The organism is Aequorivita flava, assembly GCF_038742595.1.
Taxonomy (GTDB): Bacteria; Bacteroidota; Bacteroidia; order Flavobacteriales; family Flavobacteriaceae; genus Aequorivita; species Aequorivita marisscotiae.
This window is the reverse complement of sequence record NZ_JBANCF010000002.1, coordinates 441,526-460,084: the sequence shown is the minus strand read 5'-3', so window position 1 is coordinate 460,084 and position 18,559 is coordinate 441,526. Positions and strand designations below refer to the sequence as shown.

Sequence of the window (18,559 nt, the reverse complement as noted above, 5' to 3'; positions counted from 1 at the left end):
TAAACTCTATTATTTCTTGTTATTCAATTTTAGCAGAATTCAATATAGATTCCAGTTCAAATTGAAGATCTCTTTTTGACACCGCGGGGGCGTAGGTAAATCCTTCCAATATTAAATAGCGGTTATTTTTTTCGTCGCGAACGGCGTAGTTTACAAAGGGTCCGCCCATCCAATCGTCCTTTACTTCCCAAGTACCTTTGGTTTCATAAGCAAATTTACCATCAATTTTTGTTGTGAAAAGATACGGAGCATAGGCATCTTCGGTAACAAATTGGCCATCGTCTTCCACAGGAAGCAGTTTGCTGCCAATAGAATCGCGTATTTTAATGATGTCGCCCACGGCAGTGCTGTCGTTGTTGATCATTGAAAGAGGAACTTGATATACCAAAATGTTTGTTGTTCCATCCTTTAAATCTTTCCGCATCCAGAAAAAACTGTCAGTAGCTTTCGCAATTCTATAAGCACTGGGGATTTGCATCGTAACGCCCATAGCTTTTTTAAGCGAATCGGTTTTCATTAACGAAATAGCGGTTCTGCGTTGCCTTTCCTTTATTTCAGATTGGTGGAAGTTTTCAATTATCTGGGCAGCATTTTTATTGATAAGCTCCACCAATTTTTCTTCGGAAGAAGCTTTTATTATGGCTCCAATTTGTGGCTTGGCATATTCATTGGTGGCGATAGTTACTTTATCTTCTTCACTCAAAACCACATATAAAAATAGCCTGTTGCTACGGGCAAAACCGGTAAAGGCTTCAGGCGGCATTTGATTCATTGAAAAAAGCGGTTCGTCCTGTGGAAGACCGTCTGTGGGAGCTGCAAAATTATTCCGAATGGCTTCACCCACCACTCCATTCCATAAATCGTTAGGAGTAATTATTTGAAGCACATTAATGTTTCCTACAGAATCGGGAACAAGAGATTTGTCTTTGGCGCCGCTATTATTGCAAGAAGTAAATGCAACAAAAAGCGATAACAATGCAATGGTAAATAGTTTCATTTAAAGGATGTTTTTAGGGAACTATCCTTTGTGTATTTTTAGTTTAGTTCCAGGCTTTAAGTTAGTACCACTAATATCGTTCCATTTTTTGATATTTTGGACTGAAACTCCAGGAAATTTTTGAGAAATACTCCACAAAGAATCACCATTCCGGACTGTGTACGTTTTTTCTGAAGAATTACTGCCCTGAACTGCTGAGTTACTTGCAATGTCTTGAACACTTTTTCTTGGGTATATTATTAAATTCTGACCCGCCCTTAAAGTGTTGCTGCGCATGCCATTCCATTTTTTTATTTGGCTAACCCCAACTCCATAGCGTTCGGCAATTCTACCCAAATAATCGCCTCTTTTTACACGATAACGCAGTTTTTCAGGCTGTTCAAATAATTCGGGCAGTGGTTTTTCGGCTTCTTCCTGCTCTTCCTGTGCAAAGGTATAAATTGCATTTTCGTTGGTTACAAAAGTTCCTACGGCAGTAAGCGGTAAACGCAACACGTAATTTTCATTTTTTATAACAGGAATAATGCCTAGTTTATATGCAGGATTAAGAAATTCAAGTTCTTCTCTATCAAGATTGGTGAGTTTTGCAACTTGATCTAAAGTAATCTGTTGTTTAACGCGAATGGTGTCTGTAGCTACAAAAGGTATCCTCGCAGATTGTTTTTTAAAGCCGTGCTCTTGTGCATATTCAAAAATATACATAGTGGCCAAAAACGCAGGTACATAGCCAGCAGTTTCACGTGGAAGATAATTGCGCAGGCTCCAGTAATTTGTCATTCCACCAGAACGACGTATTGCTTTTGAAACATTCCCAGGACCCGAATTATAGGCTGCAAGTGCCAAATCCCAATCGTTAAAACTGTTGTTTAAGCTTTTTAAATATTTACAGGCGGCTTCGGTTGCCAGATATGGATCTGAGCGCTCATCTACATAGGAACTTACATCTAATCCAAACATTTTTCCGGTAGGAAACATAAACTGCCAAAGCCCCGTAGCACCTACTCTAGATTGAGCCTTTGGGTTTAAAGCTGATTCAATTACGGCTAAATATTTTAATTCTAGCGGCAAATTATGTTTGTCTAATTCTTGTTCAAATAATGGAAAGTAATATTCACTAAGCCCCATTAAGCGTTCCAAACCTCTGCGACGATTTTTTAAATATTGTTTGATTACACTTTCTAAAGAGGGGTTATACTCCACCTTAAACGGAGTGCGCGCATCTAACTCTTTTAAACGTTGCTTGAGTACTTCTGTGGGTAGCTCGTCATAATCAACAGGGTCAAAATTCTGATTGGCAACGCTGTTGTAAAAATCATCGAAAAGATCAGACTTGTAAAGTTCCTTTAGCCATAAGCTGTCCTTTTTACGAGCCAATGCCATATCCTTTAAGTCAAAAACTATACTATCTTTAATAGAAGTTGCCACTACAGAAGTAGGTAATTCTTCAGAAATTCTGGTTACTTTAATAGAATCAATAACCTGAATTTCCTTTGTTTGAAGCTTTTTATTCTGCTTTTTACCTTGTTGTGCAAAACTCATACCGCAGGCTAGCAACAGTATAAATGGAAGGTTTGTACTTAGTTTCATCAGCTATTAATTGTATTTGGGGATTTTAGTAAATTCGCCTGATTATTACTCCTAAAATAAAGCATCTGGCCTTATAGTAGTCAAAAATGGTAACGCATTTTTGATTAAAAAATTTTATCAAATTTAATGATTTCGCGAAATTACGCAAATTTTACACTCAAATGCCTAATATTGTGATATTTAACTTTTACTGCAACAATGTTTTTATACCGGGCAATGTTTTTCCTTCCAACATTTCCAACATTGCACCCCCACCTGTAGATACGTAACTTACACTATCCGACAGATTAAATTGTTGGACAGCCGCTACAGAATCGCCACCACCTACTAAAGAAAATGCGCCTTTTTCGGTTGCTTTGGCAATATTTTTTCCTAGCGCTTTAGTGCCTTCGGCAAACTTATCCATTTCAAAAACACCTACGGGACCGTTCCATAAAATAGTTTTGGAGTTTAGCAGTACCTGCGCAAAAATCTGGTTTGTTTCGGGTCCTACATCCAGCCCCATCCAACCATCGGGAATTGTTTTTATGTCTGAAACATTGGTATTGGCTGTTCCCGAAAAACTATCGGCAATAATAGCATCAACAGGTAGATGAACTTCCACGTGTTTGTTTTTTGCCAATTTTAAAATCTCGAGGGCCAGCTCTTGCTTATCGTCTTCTACCAACGAATTTCCAATTTTTCCACCTTGTGCTTTTATAAATGTGAAAGCCATTCCTCCGCCAATGATTAAATGGTCTATTTTATCGAGAATATTTTCAATTATTGTAATTTTTGAAGAAACCTTGGCACCGCCTATAATAGCTGTTACTGGCTTTTCATTGGATTCCAGCACTTTTTTTACATTTTCTATTTCTGAAGCCAACAATAATCCGAAACATTTATTTTCCTCAAAAAATCGGGCTATAATCGCTGTTGAAGCATGTGCGCGGTGTGCAGTTCCAAATGCATCATTTACGTAAATGTCTCCAAATTTTGAAAGCTTTTCGGCAAAATCCTGATCACCATTTGTTTCATCATTGTAATAACGTAGGTTTTCGAGCAATAAAATTTCGCCAGATTTTAAACTGGTTACCGCTTCTTCAACATTTGGCCCTACGCAATCATCCACAAATTTTACCTGCACTCCTAAAATTTCAGACAATGGTTTAATTATGTGCTGCAATGAAAATTCAGATTCTCTGTTTTTGGGTCTGCCCAAATGCGACATTAAAACACAACTTCCACCGTCCTCCAGAATTTTCAAAATGGTAGGTTTAGCGGCGCGTATCCGGGTAACGTCGGTAACTTTGAAATCATCGTTTAACGGTACATTAAAATCTACTCTTATTAACGCTTTCTTGTTTTTAAAATTTATGTCGTTTACAGTTTTCATCTATATAAATTTAGGCTGCAAATATACTTTTTTTAACGATTAAAATGTCTTTGGAAGCGTAATCCAAAATGTCATTCTATTTATAAAAATCTATTTTTTCAATAGATATTTCAATCATAAAGTAAGTATTAAATTGATTAGATTTGCGAATGGATTTTTCAGAAGTAATAGGCCACGAGCATATAAAATCGCATCTCTTAAAAACTATTGAAAATGGCAGAATTCCGCACGCCCAGCTGTTTTCGGGAGTTAACGGCAGTGGATTGTTGCCTATGGCCATTGCTTATGCTTCGGCCATTTTATGCAGTAAATATTCCGTAGGGAGCGCAGCCCAACTTGCGTGCAAAAACAAAGTTTCAAAATTAACGCATCCAGATTTGCATTTTGTATATCCTGTAAACACTAGCGATTATGTAAAAACGAATGCTATTTCGGACAATTACGCCGAAGGATGGCGCAATTTCGTCCTTAAGAATCCATATGCTTCACTTTTTGAATGGTTGCAAAGTCTTGGAATTGAGAATAAGCAAGGAAACATCAGCAAGTACGAGGCAGAAAGTATTTCAAAAAAATTATCGCTTAAGGCATACGAGGGTGACTATAAAGTGATGATTATTTGGATGGCAGACAATATGAACGGTGAATGTGCCAACAAAATATTAAAGCTGGTAGAAGAGCCGAATGACAAGACCGTGCTGCTACTTTTAACCGAAAAAGAAGAACAAATACTAACTACGATTAAATCGCGATGCCAAAAACTAACCTTTCCTCTGTTATCGGAAGCCGATATTTCTGAATCTTTAATTAGTAACCTACAAATAAGTGAACCATTGGCCGTTCAAACGGCTCGCAGGGCACGGGGAGACTATAATAATGCATTATTATTGCTAGACGACACTGGTGATGATGAAATATTCGAAAAATGGTTTATAAGCTGGGTACGAACTGCGTTTAGAGCCAAAGGGAATAAAACTGCCATAAACAATTTGTTAAACTGGAGTGACGATTTAGCGGGAGCGGGACGCGAAACCCAGAAAAAATTCTTAACTTATTGTATAGAGCTATTTCGCGAAGCGTTATTAGCTAATTATGGGGCAAAGTCTCTTTTATATTTTGAAGCGAATGACAGTTCGTTTTCTATATCTAAATTTGCGCCCTTTGTGCATCAAAATAATATTTTTGAAATTATTGCTGCTTTAGAAGAAGCCACTTACCACATTGAGCGAAATGGAAATGCAAAAATAATCTTCACCGATCTTTCCATTAAGTTAACTCGATTAATTCATAAAAAAGAACTAGTATAGACAGAATCTATTTTAATAGGTTTATCATAATTGATACCTATTGAAAATGACTCATTATTAGGCCGTTACAGCAAATTTTATAAATTGAATAAGATGTTTGTGCATAAATCGTGAAATAGGGCTTAAAAAGGCTTTAAATAGCTTATTTTATTCTTTTGAAGCAGTAAATGTGCGAAGAATACTCCTTGGTGCTCATTCCTTTGAAATTTGACAATAATCCGATCCAAATTGCTTTCACTGAAAATGCATTTCCTGTTTTATATTTTTCGGAAAGTAAACTCACATAAAATGAATCGAAAATCATTGGTTTAATTTTCTGCAGTTGAAAATTAGTTTCAAATAGTTTTATTATTGAATGTTTTGAAAAATGCCAAAGGTGTCTGGGCACATCAAAAGCTGCCCAATATTTTCCGTAATACTTAGCATCATAACTTTTAAAATTTGGGACTGCAATAATTAAAGTGCCACTGGGCTTTACCAATTTTGCCAAAGTTTCTATTGTTTCATCTAAATCCAACACATGCTCCAATACATGCCAAAGCGTTACAACATCAAATTGTTCTCCATCAAATTCAGTTAAATTGGCTTTTAAACTAATTCCTTTTTTCGATGCTAAATTTAAAGCGTTTGTATTTGGTTCCGTTCCATTGACTTTCCAACCATTGTCTTTCGCTACTTTTAAAAAATCACCGGTTCCTGCGCCAACATCCAACAAAGAGCCAACACTGCCATTTTGATTGCGTATTAATTTTGTTTTGTTTTTTAGCGACCATTTTTTTACCAATTGATACAAACTTGCAAACAATCCACTCTTCTCATCGGTATGTGAAATATATTGGTCGCTTTCATAATATTTAGAAAGATTTTCTACTTTTGGTTGTGGAGAGGTTTTTAATAAGCCCAAGTTTTCATCTAGAAGTAAATCAAACTTTTCACCAGAGACTAAGTAATCCTTTACCGATACGTAAATGTTTGCGCGATTTTTCAAAATAAGAAAAGCTTATTTATTTTTATGAAGTTTAAAGCTAGATTTTACAGACAAGGTAATATGTTCCACGTGAAACAACATTGTTAACGCCCCATATATACAAGAAGCACGGAAACATCATTTGGAGAAACACCACTTATTCTCGAGGCCTGTGAAACTGTAGCTGGTTTAATTTTTGAAAGTTTCTCTCTTGCTTCGTACGAGAGTGATTTTAATTTTGAATAGTCAAATGAAGCAGGAATCTTTAAACCTTCGAGCCTGTTCAATTTATCGGCATTATTCCTTTCCTTGGCTATATAGCCAGAATACTTTACTTGGATTTCTGTTTGTTGAATCATTTCATCATCCAAATCGTTCTCTGAAATATATTTTGCCACCGAACCAATACCCCTCATATCCTCCATTGTAATTTCTGGACGCGAAAAGAATTTAAACATTTTATCGCTCTGCTGGACTAAAGCAGATTCACGTGCCTGAAAAATTGGATTCATTTCTTCTGGGGCAACACTTGTATCTTTAAAAAACTGTACAAATGCACTAGATTTCCTTTTCTTTTCCTCCATTTTCCGCATACGTTCTTCACCCGCCAATCCAATTTCAAAAGATTTTGGGGTTAATCTAAAGTCTGCATTGTCCTGTCTAAGTAATGTTCTATATTCTGCACGCGATGTAAACATACGGTAAGGTTCTTCCGTTCCTTTTGTAATAAGATCGTCAATTAAAACACCAATATATGCTTCGTTACGTTGTAAAATAAAGGGTTCCATTTCACGTACTTTTAGGTGTGCATTTATACCGGCCATTAATCCTTGCGAAGCAGCTTCTTCATACCCAGTGGTACCATTAATTTGGCCAGCAAAATACAGTCCTGAAACCAATTTGGTCTCAAGTGTATGTTTTAATTGTGTTGGCGGGAAATAATCGTACTCAATAGCATACCCAGGCCGGAAAAATTTTACGTTTTCAAAGCCCGCAACTTTTCTTAAGGCTTTAAACTGAATATCTTCTGGCAAGGAAGTTGAAAATCCATTTATATAATATTCTACCGTATCCCAACCTTCAGGTTCTACAAAAAGTTGATGCCTGTCTTTATCGGCAAATCGATTAATTTTATCTTCAATGGAAGGGCAATAGCGAGGACCCAAACTTTGAATAGATCCATTAAACATTGGAGATCTGTTAAACCCTTCACGCAAAATATCATGCACATCCAAACTGGTGTAGCTCATATGGCAAGAACGCTGATTTTTCAACGTAGTGGTTTTATCCGAATAAGAAAATTTCTCAGGAATTTCATCTCCGGGTTGCTCTATCATTTTTGAGAAATCCAAAGAGCGACCATCAACCCTCGGTGGGGTACCTGTTTTCATTCTACCCGCTTCAAATCCTAAATCGATTAAGTCTTTTGTAATTCCGGTTGAAGCCTTTTCGCCCGCACGTCCACCACCAAACTGTTTTTCACCAATATGAATTAGTCCGTTTAAAAAGGTACCATTTGTAAGTACTACACTTTTGCCTTCAATTGTTAAACCAAGTGATGTTCTAACGCCTTTTATAATACCATCTTCTACGATTATGCCAGAGATCATTTCTTGATAAAAATCTAAATTTGGTGTACTTTCCAACATCAATCTCCAAGTTTCGGCAAATCGCATGCGATCACTTTGAACTCTCGGACTCCACATAGCCGGACCTTTAGATTTATTGAGCATTTTAAACTGAATGGCCGTCTTATCAGAAACAATACCGCTGTAACCTCCCATTGCATCAATTTCCCGCACAATTTGCCCTTTAGCAATTCCTCCCATAGCCGGATTGCAACTCATTTGAGCAATAGTTTGTAAGTTCATGGTAACTAACAGGGTTTTGGAACCCATGTTCGCAGCAGCGGCAGCGGCTTCAGATCCCGCATGCCCCGCACCTACCACAATTACATCATACTTTTCTTGAAACATATTCTTCCTTAATTGTTCCACGTGGAACATCTTATATAAACTAATTTTTTTGGGGGTGCAAAATTACAACAATTATCTTATTATTAATTGTTTAATCCAGATTATTGGGTTTACATTTTGAGGAGTAATTGCAGAGCCTCATCTTCCTTATTTCGCATTTGGACTACTTCCTCTTTGGTTTTATCCAAATAACCACAGAAATGTAAAATGCCATGAATAATTACCCGATTTAATTCGTCGGCAAACTCAGCTTTAAAATCTGCAGCATTATCCGCTACACGTTCAACAGAAATATAAATTTCTCCATTTATTTGTTTGCCGAGACAATAATCGAAACTCAAAATATCCGTTAGCGTGTCGTGATTTAAAAATTCAATATTTAGTTTGTGTAAATATTCATCATCACAAAAAATATATAAAATCTCACCCACTTCAAACCCTTCAGCAATTATTACTTTAGAAATCCAATTTCGTAGTTTCTTAGAATTATCTAACGTAAAATCGGTTTCAAAATTAAACTCAATCATTAGCTTCTTTAAAATATTCCTGTACTTTATTTTTGTAATCTTGCCGCAAAGGTAATGCCTCCCGATTTAAAATTTCAGTAGTATTAAAGTATTTTTTTATATCATCGGGAGCTAGCTGAATAGGATTACGATACTCTCGTTTATTGGTCTTTGATTCCCTCCTATTTTCCTGTCCCTGTTCAAAAGCAGCCTTGTCTAACTTTAACAATTCATACTTTAAGTTTTGCATTTGTTGAAGCGTGTTCTCATTAAACCCTTTATCTAAAAGTTGCTGTTCTATCCCTTCCATCTTTTTTAAAAGATTTCCACCATTTCCTTTTAAACCTTCCTTGCTGAGTATATTTTGTAGTTGTTGTCTCAAATCTTGTTGTTGCTTATAAATTTCATACAACTCACCATTCATCCTTTCGCTATCGCCTTTGCCATTTTCACCTTCCCCTTGCTTTTCACCCTCAGATCCATTATTACCGTTTTCACCCTTTCCATCCCCAGTACCATCTCCTTCACCTTTGCCTTCTCCCTTACCCTTTCCTTCACCTTTGGAACCCTTTTCACCTTTCTCCATTCCGTCTTTCATTTGTTCACTTAAACTCTCTTGCTTTTTGATGATGTCTGGTAATTGAAATCCCTGCCCACTTCCAGCGCCGGGGCTCGGCATACCTTTTCCAGAACCGGAACCCATGGCCATAGATAATTGCATTTGCATATTGCTTAAAATATCACTTAACAAAACCGCTAAATCATTGGCGCCAGTGATTGTATATTGCTGATTACCAATGCCTTGTCGCGTTTGATTCTGCGCAAGCCTGTCTAAAGATTTATCTATATTATACTGTATTTCAGTCAACGACGAATTTATTTGGGTTCCAAGCAGCGGCTGTCGTAGCGACAGTGAAAACAAACTGTCGTCTATATGCTCAAAATTAGTTTTAAGATCGTTTTGGATATTTAACTTTTTACCAAAAATTGGGTTACCGTATTCAATCTTTTTAAATACTTCCATCAAATCTTCTTGCTGAAAAGAAAATACAACGAGATTATCCACAATTTGTCGCAGCATTTTTACATCTTCATCTATAGATTCCATTTGGCCGGATTTCATTTGCATTTGCATAGACTTACCCATCTGCTTCATTTTTTGTCCAGCCTTTTTTTGATTCTTTCCGGCTTCGGTGGGATTCTTTTCCTTTAATTTTTCGGTGGCCTTTTTTTGCTCCTCATCAACTTGTTGCTCTCCAACTTTATCTTTAGGAATATCTAAAGGCTTCTTTAAATCTTCATTTTCCTTTTGAAGCTCTTCCGCTTGCTTTTTATGTTCTTCGAACTTTTTGTTTAATTCCTCTTGCGCTTCTTTTGTATTTTCCTCGACAGGTTTTTCTGCAAGTTTTTCCTGTTCCTCACCTAACTCATATAATTGTTCGGCCAATTTCTCCGCTTTCTTTTCAACATAATAGCGCTTAGTTAATTCCAGTAATTGATCTAGATTTTTTTCTTGGTTTCTATTTTGCTTCGAGAGCTTTTCAAGTTTATCCGTTAACTCTTCCTTTTGTATTTTTTCAAGTACTTTTTCCAATTCTTCGAGCAATTTTTCATTCTCCTTTAATTGCTCTTCATTTTCATCCAATCGTTTTTCCAGTTCTTCTTTAAATGAATCTTTTTCTTCCTTTTCCGGCTGAAAATTTTGAAGCTCCTCTTTTAATTCCTTTGAAAAATTCTTCATCATTTCCTCTTGCTGCTTCTGACGTTTTAGGAAATTTTCAAGCTTCTTTTTGTCATTGTAATTAAGTTGATTTTTTTCCTTTTGAGTACGCGAAAGTTCCTCTAAGGTTTGTCGTTGGTCCTTAAATTCTTCTAAAGATTTATCCAACCCCTTTATAGCGTTTTGTTGATTTTGCAGTTGTTCTTCCTCCAGTTCAGCCTTGGTAAGCTTTCTGAATGAGAAAACACCCGATTTTGAAGATTTGTAATGATGGATAGCATCGTTGTCAAAAACTTCAAAATAGTATTCGTAGGCAACTCCTTCTTCTAAGTTCAATGCTCCTGGAAATACAAAGGTAAATTGATCAAAATTTGTTGCTTTAAGCGGTAAAAGTTGCTTTTTAGCCTGCTTTTCTTCTCCAATGGGGTAATAGACCAATTGTAATTTTGTAAGTCCATAATCGTCTGAAATCTGACCTAAAAATAAAACTCGCTGGCTATCGGTGCTATCTTGTTTTGACTGCACATCTATTTCGGGAAATTGATCCTTTACAACATTTAAAGTAAAGGCGAGATTTTCATAATCCTTCAATTTTTCATTGGAAGTGGTAATAGCATAATCTAATTTATTGTAAATATTCTTTTCAATATTAAACTTCGCTCCGTTCGCCGAAAATGAAAAAGAAGTATCTGCTGTTTTTAACGTAACCATTTCTGTGTTCTTGGTAGCCACGTTCCATTTAACCTTTGTGCCTTCGGGAACAGTAGCATTTCCCGTACTTTTTAAAGTTTCATCTTTTTTTCCGGTATAATGAGGATAATCCAAAACCATTTCAAAATTAAGCAGCGACGGAGTTTTTACGACGTCTAAACTATAAGTGCGAGAATTCACCTTATTGGCCTTTAAATTGAAAAGAACCCTTTCCGAGGGTTGTTGAAAAGTGTATTCGAAAAAACCGGGAGCAGTTTGCTGCATATAATAGGTTTCGCCATTATAATTGATGCTAGCATTCTCTGGAATAGCTGTGCCTTGAGTGCGAATTTTTAAGTTGAATGGTTTGTTTTCAACCGCATTTAAGTTTTCGTTCAACACTATAAAAGCAAAAGGTGCGGGTGGCTCAAAAGCAGTGTCATAATGCACTACGCGTTTATAACTACTCGAAAAAATATCTGTTCCACCTAAAAGACTAAAAGCCAAAAACACAAAGATAGGGATGGCCGCGTATTTTAAATATTTGGCGTTTTTTTTAAAATTTACCGCGCTTTTAAAAGGAATAGGTTGTAGCTCAATAGCCTTTTGGTCAATACTTGCAGCTAGCAATTCACTTTCACGTTGGTTTTGATTTAACTGAATTACATTGAGCAATTTATCGTTTACCTGCGGAAAATGGTTCCCAATTATTTTTGAGGCTACTTCGTAATCAATTCCTTTTTGGAGTTTAAAAAGTTTTGCTAGCGGGAAGGCAATAAAGCGAACAAACAATCCTATTTCAACAATTACAAATGCCCAAAACAGTATGCGTCTTCCAGTGGGATTGAGCCACAGAAAATACTCAACGAGCAACGTTATAAGCAAATACAGCAGGCCAATGGCAAAAAAAAGGATAGCTCCCTTTATAAGCTCATTGGTGTAGTATTTCTTAATAAATTCTTCCAGTTTTTGCTGGATGATGTTAAAAGTGCTCATAGTTTTTGTGAAAACAGGAGTTTCACCCGTAGTGTTTTACATCTGTATGTACCATTACAAGGTTTAAAACCCTGAAATAAGAAGCTAAAAATACAATAATATTCTGGTCTTGCCACGCTGCAATAATCAATCCAAAAAAACACAAAACCCCGACGTGCAATGACTTTAAAAAACCCGAGCATAATTGTACCTTTGCAGCTTATAAAATTAATGTAATATTATGTCTCAAAAAGTTCGGGTGCGTTTTGCCCCAAGTCCAACTGGTCCCCTACATATTGGTGGTGTTCGTACTGCCCTATTCAACTATTTATTTGCGAAAAAGCACGGAGGCGATTTCCTTTTGCGAATTGAAGATACAGATCAAAATCGTTTTGTGGAAGGTGCCGAGACTTATATTATTGAAGCTTTAAATTGGTTGCAGATACCCTACGACGAAGGCCCCAGGAAAGAAGGAAACTACGGTCCATACAGACAAAGTGAACGCAAGAATATTTATAAAGAATACGCCGATACTTTGATAAATTCTGGCAATGCGTATTACGCTTTTGATACTCCCGAAGAACTTGACGCACACCGTAAAGAACATGAAGCTAATGGAAAAACCTTCATTTACAATTGGCATAACCGTTTAAAGCTAAAAAATTCACTCACTTTTTCTGCGGAAGAAACACAACAAAAAATAGCAAATGGCGACGAATTTGTAATTCGGTTTAAATCGCCTGAGGATGAAACGCTCTATTTAAACGATCTTATTCGTGGCGGCATGCAAGTAGAAACCAATGTGCTGGACGATAAAGTTTTGTTTAAAAGCGACGGTATGCCAACCTATCATTTAGCCAACATTGTGGACGACCATTTAATGAAAATTACCCACGTAATCCGAGGCGAAGAGTGGTTACCGTCATTGGCACTGCACGTTTTGTTATACCGCGCTTTTGGTTGGAATGCCCCGCAATTTGCGCATTTGCCGCTGATTTTAAAACCAACTGGCAACGGAAAACTCAGCAAACGCGATGGCGATAAAATGGGTTTCCCTGTATTTCCTTTGGAATGGAAAACTGCAGAAGGCGATTTATTTTCCGGCTATCGCGAAGATGGTTATCTGCCCGAAGCCGTTGTAAATATGTTAGCCTTTTTAGGCTGGAATCCAGGAACCGAGCAAGAAATTTTTAATTTAAACGAATTGGTTTCTGCCTTTGAACTGGAACGTGTGCATAAAGCCGGTGCCAAGTTTGATCCCGAAAAAACCAAATGGTTTCAACATCAATACCTTCAAATGGTTGATGATTCAGTATTGGCAAATGAATTTGAAAAATATTTAAGCAAATTATCATTACTGAAACAAGGCAATGCTCTGTCACAACCATCAACAGAAACATGGATAAAGATCGTCTCCCTTTTAAAAGAGCGTGCAACATTCGTAAGCGACCTTTGGGAACAGGGAAGTTTCTTTTTTGTTGCCCCCACAACATACGATGCAAAAGCCTCCGATAAAGCTTTTAAACCTGAAACTCCAGGTATATTAAAACAGGTTATTTCAATCTTAAACACTACTGACGATTTTTCCGCAACAAATCTCTCCGAAAGTGTAAAAGGCTGGATTACTTCAGAAAATATTGGATTTGGAAAAGTGATGATGCCACTGCGTTTGGCGTTGGTGGGTGAAATGAAAGGCCCAGAAGTTTTCGATATAATTTCAATTTTAGGGAAAAAAGAAAGTATTTCCCGAATTGAAAAAGCAATTAATCATATTTCTTAAACTTCTTTTTCAACTCTATTTAATGATAGGAATGCGCGTAATTACAGCTTGCTCGCTTAAATTCGCGCGCAGACACACACCAAATAATCTGTTAGCAAATACTTAGTTACCAAAAATATTAGACGCCTAAAATTGCTTTAATTTCGTATCTTCCACATTCAATAATTAAAAATTTAAAGAAGTATGGGAGGGTTTATTTTAGTACCAATTTTAATAATAGGCTTGTTTATTCTATTTGCAAGTTTTTTTACCGTGAAACAACAAACGGCTGCAATAGTAGAAAGATTTGGAAAATTTCAGAGTATTCGGCATTCTGGATTACAATTAAAAATACCTTTAATAGATCGAATTGCCGGACGCATTAATTTAAAAATTCAGCAATTAGATGTTATCGTTGAAACAAAAACGAAGGACGATGTTTTTGTACGGTTAAAGATTTCGGTACAGTTTCAGGTGTTGGAACAAAAGGTGTACGATGCATTTTACAAGTTGGAAAATCCACACGACCAAATTACATCCTACGTTTTTGATGTGGTGCGAGCAGAAGTTCCAAAAATGAAACTGGATGACGTTTTTGAGAGAAAAGACGATGTTGCAATTGCCGTAAAAGCCGAATTAAACGAAGCCATGAGCACATATGGTTACGATATAATTAAAACCCTTGTTACTGATATTGATCCGGATATACAAGTAAAAGCTGCAATGAACCGTATTAACGCGGCAGAACGAGAAAAAGTTGCCGCTGAATTTGAAGCAGAAGCCGAACGAATTAAGATTGTTGCAAAAGCTCGTGCAGAAGCGGAAAGTAAACGTTTACAGGGTCAAGGTATTGCAGATCAACGCCGCGAAATTGCACGTGGTTTAGAAGAAAGTGTAGATGTATTAAACAATGTAGGTATTAATTCGCAGGAAGCTTCGGCATTGATTGTAGTTACTCAACATTACGATACCCTACAATCTATTGGTGAAGAAACCAATACAAACCTTATTTTACTGCCAAATTCTCCACAAGCAGGTAGCGAAATGTTGAATAATATGATTGCCTCCTTTGTAGCAAGCAACCAGATAGGTGAAGAAATGAAGAAAAAAAACTTGGAAAAAGGAATTGTAATGAAAAAACGGCCTAAAAGACAAACCCCGCCACGACCCGAAGAAGGGGAAGATTTAAATTATTAACTAGCAAAACGTGTAAAACAAGAGCGTTCTTTAAAATTTTAAAGGACGCTCTTGTTTTATAATAATATTTATATTTAAATATTAATCGTTGTATTCTTTCTTTTTCACCGGTTTTATACCAATTAATTTATCCACCACTTTTAAAACAAATGCTCGCTTTATTATGGCTCCAAATGTATTTGCAATTAGGTTTATTGGCGAAAATGTTTCGCTTATTGTTTCCCTACTTTGGGTTAAACCGAGCTTAACTTCTTCTAAATCTATTTGTAATTTTAGACGAAGGTATTTTAAATCTCTATCTATTTCTTCAAAAGTAGTGTATCGCTTCATTCGTTTTAATTTGAAAAATTTTCGCTCCTAGCCTGCTCTTCCTGTAGAGTTTCTTGATAATTTGTCAATTCGTTTTCGGCTGCTTTTCTAGGTTCCAATTCGTCTTCGTCATATAATAAACTGGAGAATTTATGAAGCAAATTGCGCTCAATTATTTTCCTGCCATAAATAAACATGAAAATAAGGATTATTCCGTAAAATGCGCCAATTAATAGAAAACCTACATAATGATGTTCAAAGAAAGTTCCCAGCCAAAAAGCCGCCCCGATAGAAATAAAAAGCATCACAAAAAGTGATAAACTACCGTAAACGAGCAAATTTACCAATGCGATGGCGCCCTTCATAGTAGATTTAAACAGGCGAAGTTTATAGTACTCCGCCGTGCTTACGCTGTAATCCTCTATTCTGTCGGCTACCTGATTTAGACTTTCCTTAAGGCTACTAAATGCCATATTATGATGTTGCTTTTTTGGCTTTTGCTTTCGTTTTATCGATGGTAGCATCCATCTGTAATTTTGCATTTTGCTTTCTCAATGCCTCCAATTTATCTTCCATAGCTAACAAAATATCGTCTGCTTTATAGCTTGCTGATGATAAAGTTTCGTTTAGTTTTTGCTCAAAACTTACTCTTGCTTTTTGTGCTCTTTCGGTTAGATTGCTAGTGGTTTCTTGATATTGTTGGTTTAATTGCTTTTGAGCCTTTTTGGCTTCTTTGCTTAATTTGTCTCTTGTTTTAGACCCTTTGTCCGGTGCATAAAGAATTCCTAAACCAGCTCCAATAGCTGCTCCAGTAATTAATGCAAGAAGTGTTTGACCTGTATTTGATGCCATTTTTTTGTGTTTTTATTAGTTAATATCCTCAAAGGTAAGTAACGGCCATTCAGCATATTGTTAACAACCGGTTAATAGTTAATTTTCAATACCTAAATTTATCACAAAAAGAAAAAATTATAGCCAAATCCTCTTAAAATATGCCAGATTTTGCCGAAATAATGTTAATTATTCACTCAATTTTGCCCAAGAGTCGCGTAAGGGTACGGTCCGATTAAAAACTAACTTTTCTGAAGTAGAATCGCGATCTACCACAAAATATCCCAACCGTTGAAATTGAAATTTATCCTCACTTTTTGATTGCGCTACAGACGGTTCTGCATATCCAGTGATTGTTTGTAAGGAATCTGGGTTTATGAAACCCATAAAATCTTTTTCTTTGTCGGCATCGGGTGAAGGAACAGTAAAAAGGCGGTCGTACAGCCTAACTTCAACTGGCAATGCGTGTGGCTCAGAAACCCAATGTAACGTACCCTTTACCTTGCGTAGCGAGGCTTCAGATCCGCTGCCACTTTTACTGTCAGGATCATAGGTGCAATGTATTTCGGTAATGTTTCCATCGGCATCCTTTACAACGCTTTCGCCTTTTATAATATACGCGTTTTTTAATCGCACTTCTTTACCAATGGTTAAACGAAAAAATTTGCGGTTTGCTTCTTCTTTAAAATCCTCTCTTTCTATTAATAATTCTCTTGAAAAGGGCACTTCGCGAAACCCTGCACTTTCGTCTTCCTGATTATTTTCGGCCTCCAACATTTCGGTTTTACCCTCCGGATAGTTATCTATTATTAATTTTACGGGATCTAAAACCACCATTATTCGCGGTGCTTTTTTATTTAAATCTTCGCGAACATTGAATTCTAAATGCGAAACATCAATTAAATTTTCGCGCTTTCCTACGCCAATACTTTCTGCGAAATTTTTTATAGATTCTGGCGTGTATCCTCTTCGGCGCAATCCTGAAATTGTTGGCATACGCGGATCGTCCCAACCTGTAACCACACCACTGCTTACCAAATGAGCGAGTTTTCGTTTACTAACGAGTGTATGACTTAAATTTCTACGCGCAAATTCACGCTGTTTAGGGCGTAATTTCTTTGGATCGACTACTTGGTCCAGAAACCAGTCATAAAGCTCTCTATGGGGCAGAAATTCGAGTGTACAGAAAGAATGCGATACCTGTTCTATATAATCGCTCTCGCCATGTGTCCAGTCGTACATCGGGAAAATTCGCCAATCTGTGCCTGTACGATGATGATTTTTAAAAAGTGTTCGGTACATAACCGGATCGCGCATTAACATATTTGGCGATTCCATGTTTATTTTGGCTCTCAGCACGTGCTCACCTTCCTTGGTTTCGCCATTTTTCATTTTTTCGAACAACTCTAAATTCTCAGCAACTGAACGATTGCGGTACGGACTTGCTTTTCCCACCGTATTCGGGGTGCCTTTTTGTTCTGCGATTGCTTCGGAAGTTTGCGAATCTACATACGCCTTTCCGTCTTTTATAAGTGCAACCGCCCAATCGTACAACTGCTGAAAATAATCTGAAGCATAACATTCGGTTGCCCAGGTATAGCCCAACCACGAAATATCGTGCTTAATGGCATCTACAAATTCCTGTTCTTCCTTTGCCGGATTGGTATCGTCAAAACGAAGGTTAACCGGGGCGCTATAACGTTCGCCCAAACCAAAATTTAAGCAGATTGATGACGCGTGGCCAATGTGCAGATAACCATTGGGCTCTGGTGGAAATCGGAAGCACAATTGTTCTTTTGTATATTCCTTGCTAAGATCATCTTCAATTATTTGCTCTATAAAATTTAGCGGTGTGGCTTCGTTTGTCATATTTTTATTGATTTAAAGACGAATACCGTCTTGTAAATAATGCTTTCAATTTAAGTGGTACAAAGGTAACCAAATAAATAAAAAAGTATCTTTGCGAAAACTAATTCCATGGGAACGATTCGTTTAAAAAACATAAAAATTTATGCCTTTCATGGGTGTTTAATTGAAGAAGGAAAAATAGGTTCAGATTATTTGGTAAATCTATCGGTAAAAGCCAATTTAAAAAATGCCTCGATTACTGATGAACTTCAGGATACCGTAGATTACGTACTATTGCAAAAAATAGTAAGAGATGAAATGGCAGTACGCGCCAAGCTTTTAGAACACGTGGCAAAACGTATAATAGATTCCATACTTTTAAAAATTGAAATGGTAAACCAAGTAAAAGTAACCGTCGCTAAAAAGAATCCGCCTATTGGCGGCGATGTTGCAGAAGTAAGTGTTACGATGAAAAGCAAAAGGTAATTTACTTTTTTAATGGCAATTTTACGTTTAAT

Annotated in this window: 15 protein-coding genes; 4 read left to right on the top strand and 11 right to left on the bottom strand. The window is 36.8% G+C overall.

The window, feature by feature from the left end:
* Positions 1–19: 19 nt before the first annotated feature.
* From VZD24_RS04450 to VZD24_RS04440, 3 genes are all read right to left on the bottom strand, one after another.
* Positions 20–997, bottom strand: coding sequence for a DUF4837 family protein (locus tag VZD24_RS04450; protein ID WP_279449567.1), 978 nt, complete (start codon positions 995–997; stop codon positions 20–22).
* Positions 998–1,018: 21 nt separating this feature from the next.
* Entirely contained in the window at positions 1,019–2,584 is a 1,566-nt protein-coding gene (locus VZD24_RS04445) for a lytic transglycosylase domain-containing protein (RefSeq protein ID WP_342686750.1), read from the bottom strand.
* Positions 2,585–2,771: 187 nt separating this feature from the next.
* Positions 2,772–3,959, bottom strand: coding sequence for a phosphoglycerate kinase (locus VZD24_RS04440; RefSeq protein ID WP_342686751.1), 1,188 nt, complete (start codon positions 3,957–3,959; stop codon positions 2,772–2,774).
* A 149-nt stretch (positions 3,960–4,108) separates the two neighbouring features.
* On the opposite strand from VZD24_RS04440, the gene VZD24_RS04435 reads away from it, so the two are divergent.
* Positions 4,109–5,263, top strand: coding sequence for a DNA polymerase III subunit (locus VZD24_RS04435; protein ID WP_342686752.1), 1,155 nt, complete (start codon positions 4,109–4,111; stop codon positions 5,261–5,263).
* 142 nt (positions 5,264–5,405) lie between these two features.
* Here VZD24_RS04435 and VZD24_RS04430 read toward each other — a convergent pair whose 3' ends face one another.
* The 4 genes from VZD24_RS04430 to VZD24_RS04415 form a co-directional block, all read right to left on the bottom strand.
* Complete coding sequence (locus tag VZD24_RS04430) at positions 5,406–6,251, bottom strand: class I SAM-dependent methyltransferase (RefSeq protein ID WP_342686753.1); 846 nt, start codon at positions 6,249–6,251, stop codon at positions 5,406–5,408.
* An 83-nt stretch (positions 6,252–6,334) separates the two neighbouring features.
* Positions 6,335–8,206 (bottom strand): tRNA uridine-5-carboxymethylaminomethyl(34) synthesis enzyme MnmG, encoded by a 1,872-nt coding sequence (gene mnmG / locus VZD24_RS04425; protein ID WP_342686958.1) that lies wholly within the window; start codon positions 8,204–8,206, stop codon positions 6,335–6,337.
* A gap of 110 nt (positions 8,207–8,316) precedes the next feature.
* Positions 8,317–8,733 (bottom strand): rRNA maturation RNase YbeY, encoded by a 417-nt coding sequence (gene ybeY / locus VZD24_RS04420; RefSeq protein WP_342686754.1) that lies wholly within the window; start codon positions 8,731–8,733, stop codon positions 8,317–8,319.
* Complete coding sequence (locus VZD24_RS04415) at positions 8,726–12,118, bottom strand: DUF4175 family protein (protein WP_342686755.1); 3,393 nt, start codon at positions 12,116–12,118, stop codon at positions 8,726–8,728. The genes ybeY and VZD24_RS04415 overlap by 8 nt, the downstream gene beginning before the upstream one ends.
* 220 nt (positions 12,119–12,338) lie before the next feature.
* Here VZD24_RS04415 and gltX point away from each other — a divergent pair, with 220 nt between their 5' ends.
* Both gltX and VZD24_RS04405 read left to right on the top strand, forming a co-directional pair.
* The gene (gene gltX, locus VZD24_RS04410; protein WP_342686756.1) at positions 12,339–13,877 is read left to right on the top strand and encodes a glutamate--tRNA ligase; all 1,539 of its coding nucleotides are present in this window, start codon (positions 12,339–12,341) and stop codon (positions 13,875–13,877) included.
* Between the two features lie 183 nt (positions 13,878–14,060).
* The gene (locus tag VZD24_RS04405) at positions 14,061–15,053 is read left to right on the top strand and encodes an SPFH domain-containing protein (RefSeq protein ID WP_279449581.1); all 993 of its coding nucleotides are present in this window, start codon (positions 14,061–14,063) and stop codon (positions 15,051–15,053) included.
* 81 nt (positions 15,054–15,134) lie between these two features.
* Here VZD24_RS04405 and VZD24_RS04400 read toward each other — a convergent pair whose 3' ends face one another.
* From VZD24_RS04400 to VZD24_RS04385, 4 genes are all read right to left on the bottom strand, one after another.
* A complete protein-coding gene (locus VZD24_RS04400; protein ID WP_342686757.1) occupies positions 15,135–15,383 on the bottom strand; it encodes a hypothetical protein in 249 nt (82 codons plus the stop codon).
* A 5-nt stretch (positions 15,384–15,388) separates the two neighbouring features.
* Positions 15,389–15,835 (bottom strand): hypothetical protein, encoded by a 447-nt coding sequence (locus tag VZD24_RS04395; protein ID WP_279449585.1) that lies wholly within the window; start codon positions 15,833–15,835, stop codon positions 15,389–15,391.
* A gap of 1 nt (position 15,836) precedes the next feature.
* Positions 15,837–16,214, bottom strand: a complete 378-nt coding sequence (locus VZD24_RS04390) for a YtxH domain-containing protein (RefSeq protein WP_279449586.1) — start codon at positions 16,212–16,214, stop codon at positions 15,837–15,839.
* Between the two features lie 168 nt (positions 16,215–16,382).
* The gene (locus VZD24_RS04385; RefSeq protein WP_342686758.1) at positions 16,383–18,062 is read right to left on the bottom strand and encodes a glutamine--tRNA ligase/YqeY domain fusion protein; all 1,680 of its coding nucleotides are present in this window, start codon (positions 18,060–18,062) and stop codon (positions 16,383–16,385) included.
* Positions 18,063–18,170: 108 nt separating this feature from the next.
* Between VZD24_RS04385 and folB the strand changes: the two genes are divergently transcribed.
* Positions 18,171–18,527, top strand: coding sequence for a dihydroneopterin aldolase (gene folB / locus VZD24_RS04380; protein ID WP_279449589.1), 357 nt, complete (start codon positions 18,171–18,173; stop codon positions 18,525–18,527).
* Positions 18,528–18,559 lie beyond the last annotated feature (32 nt).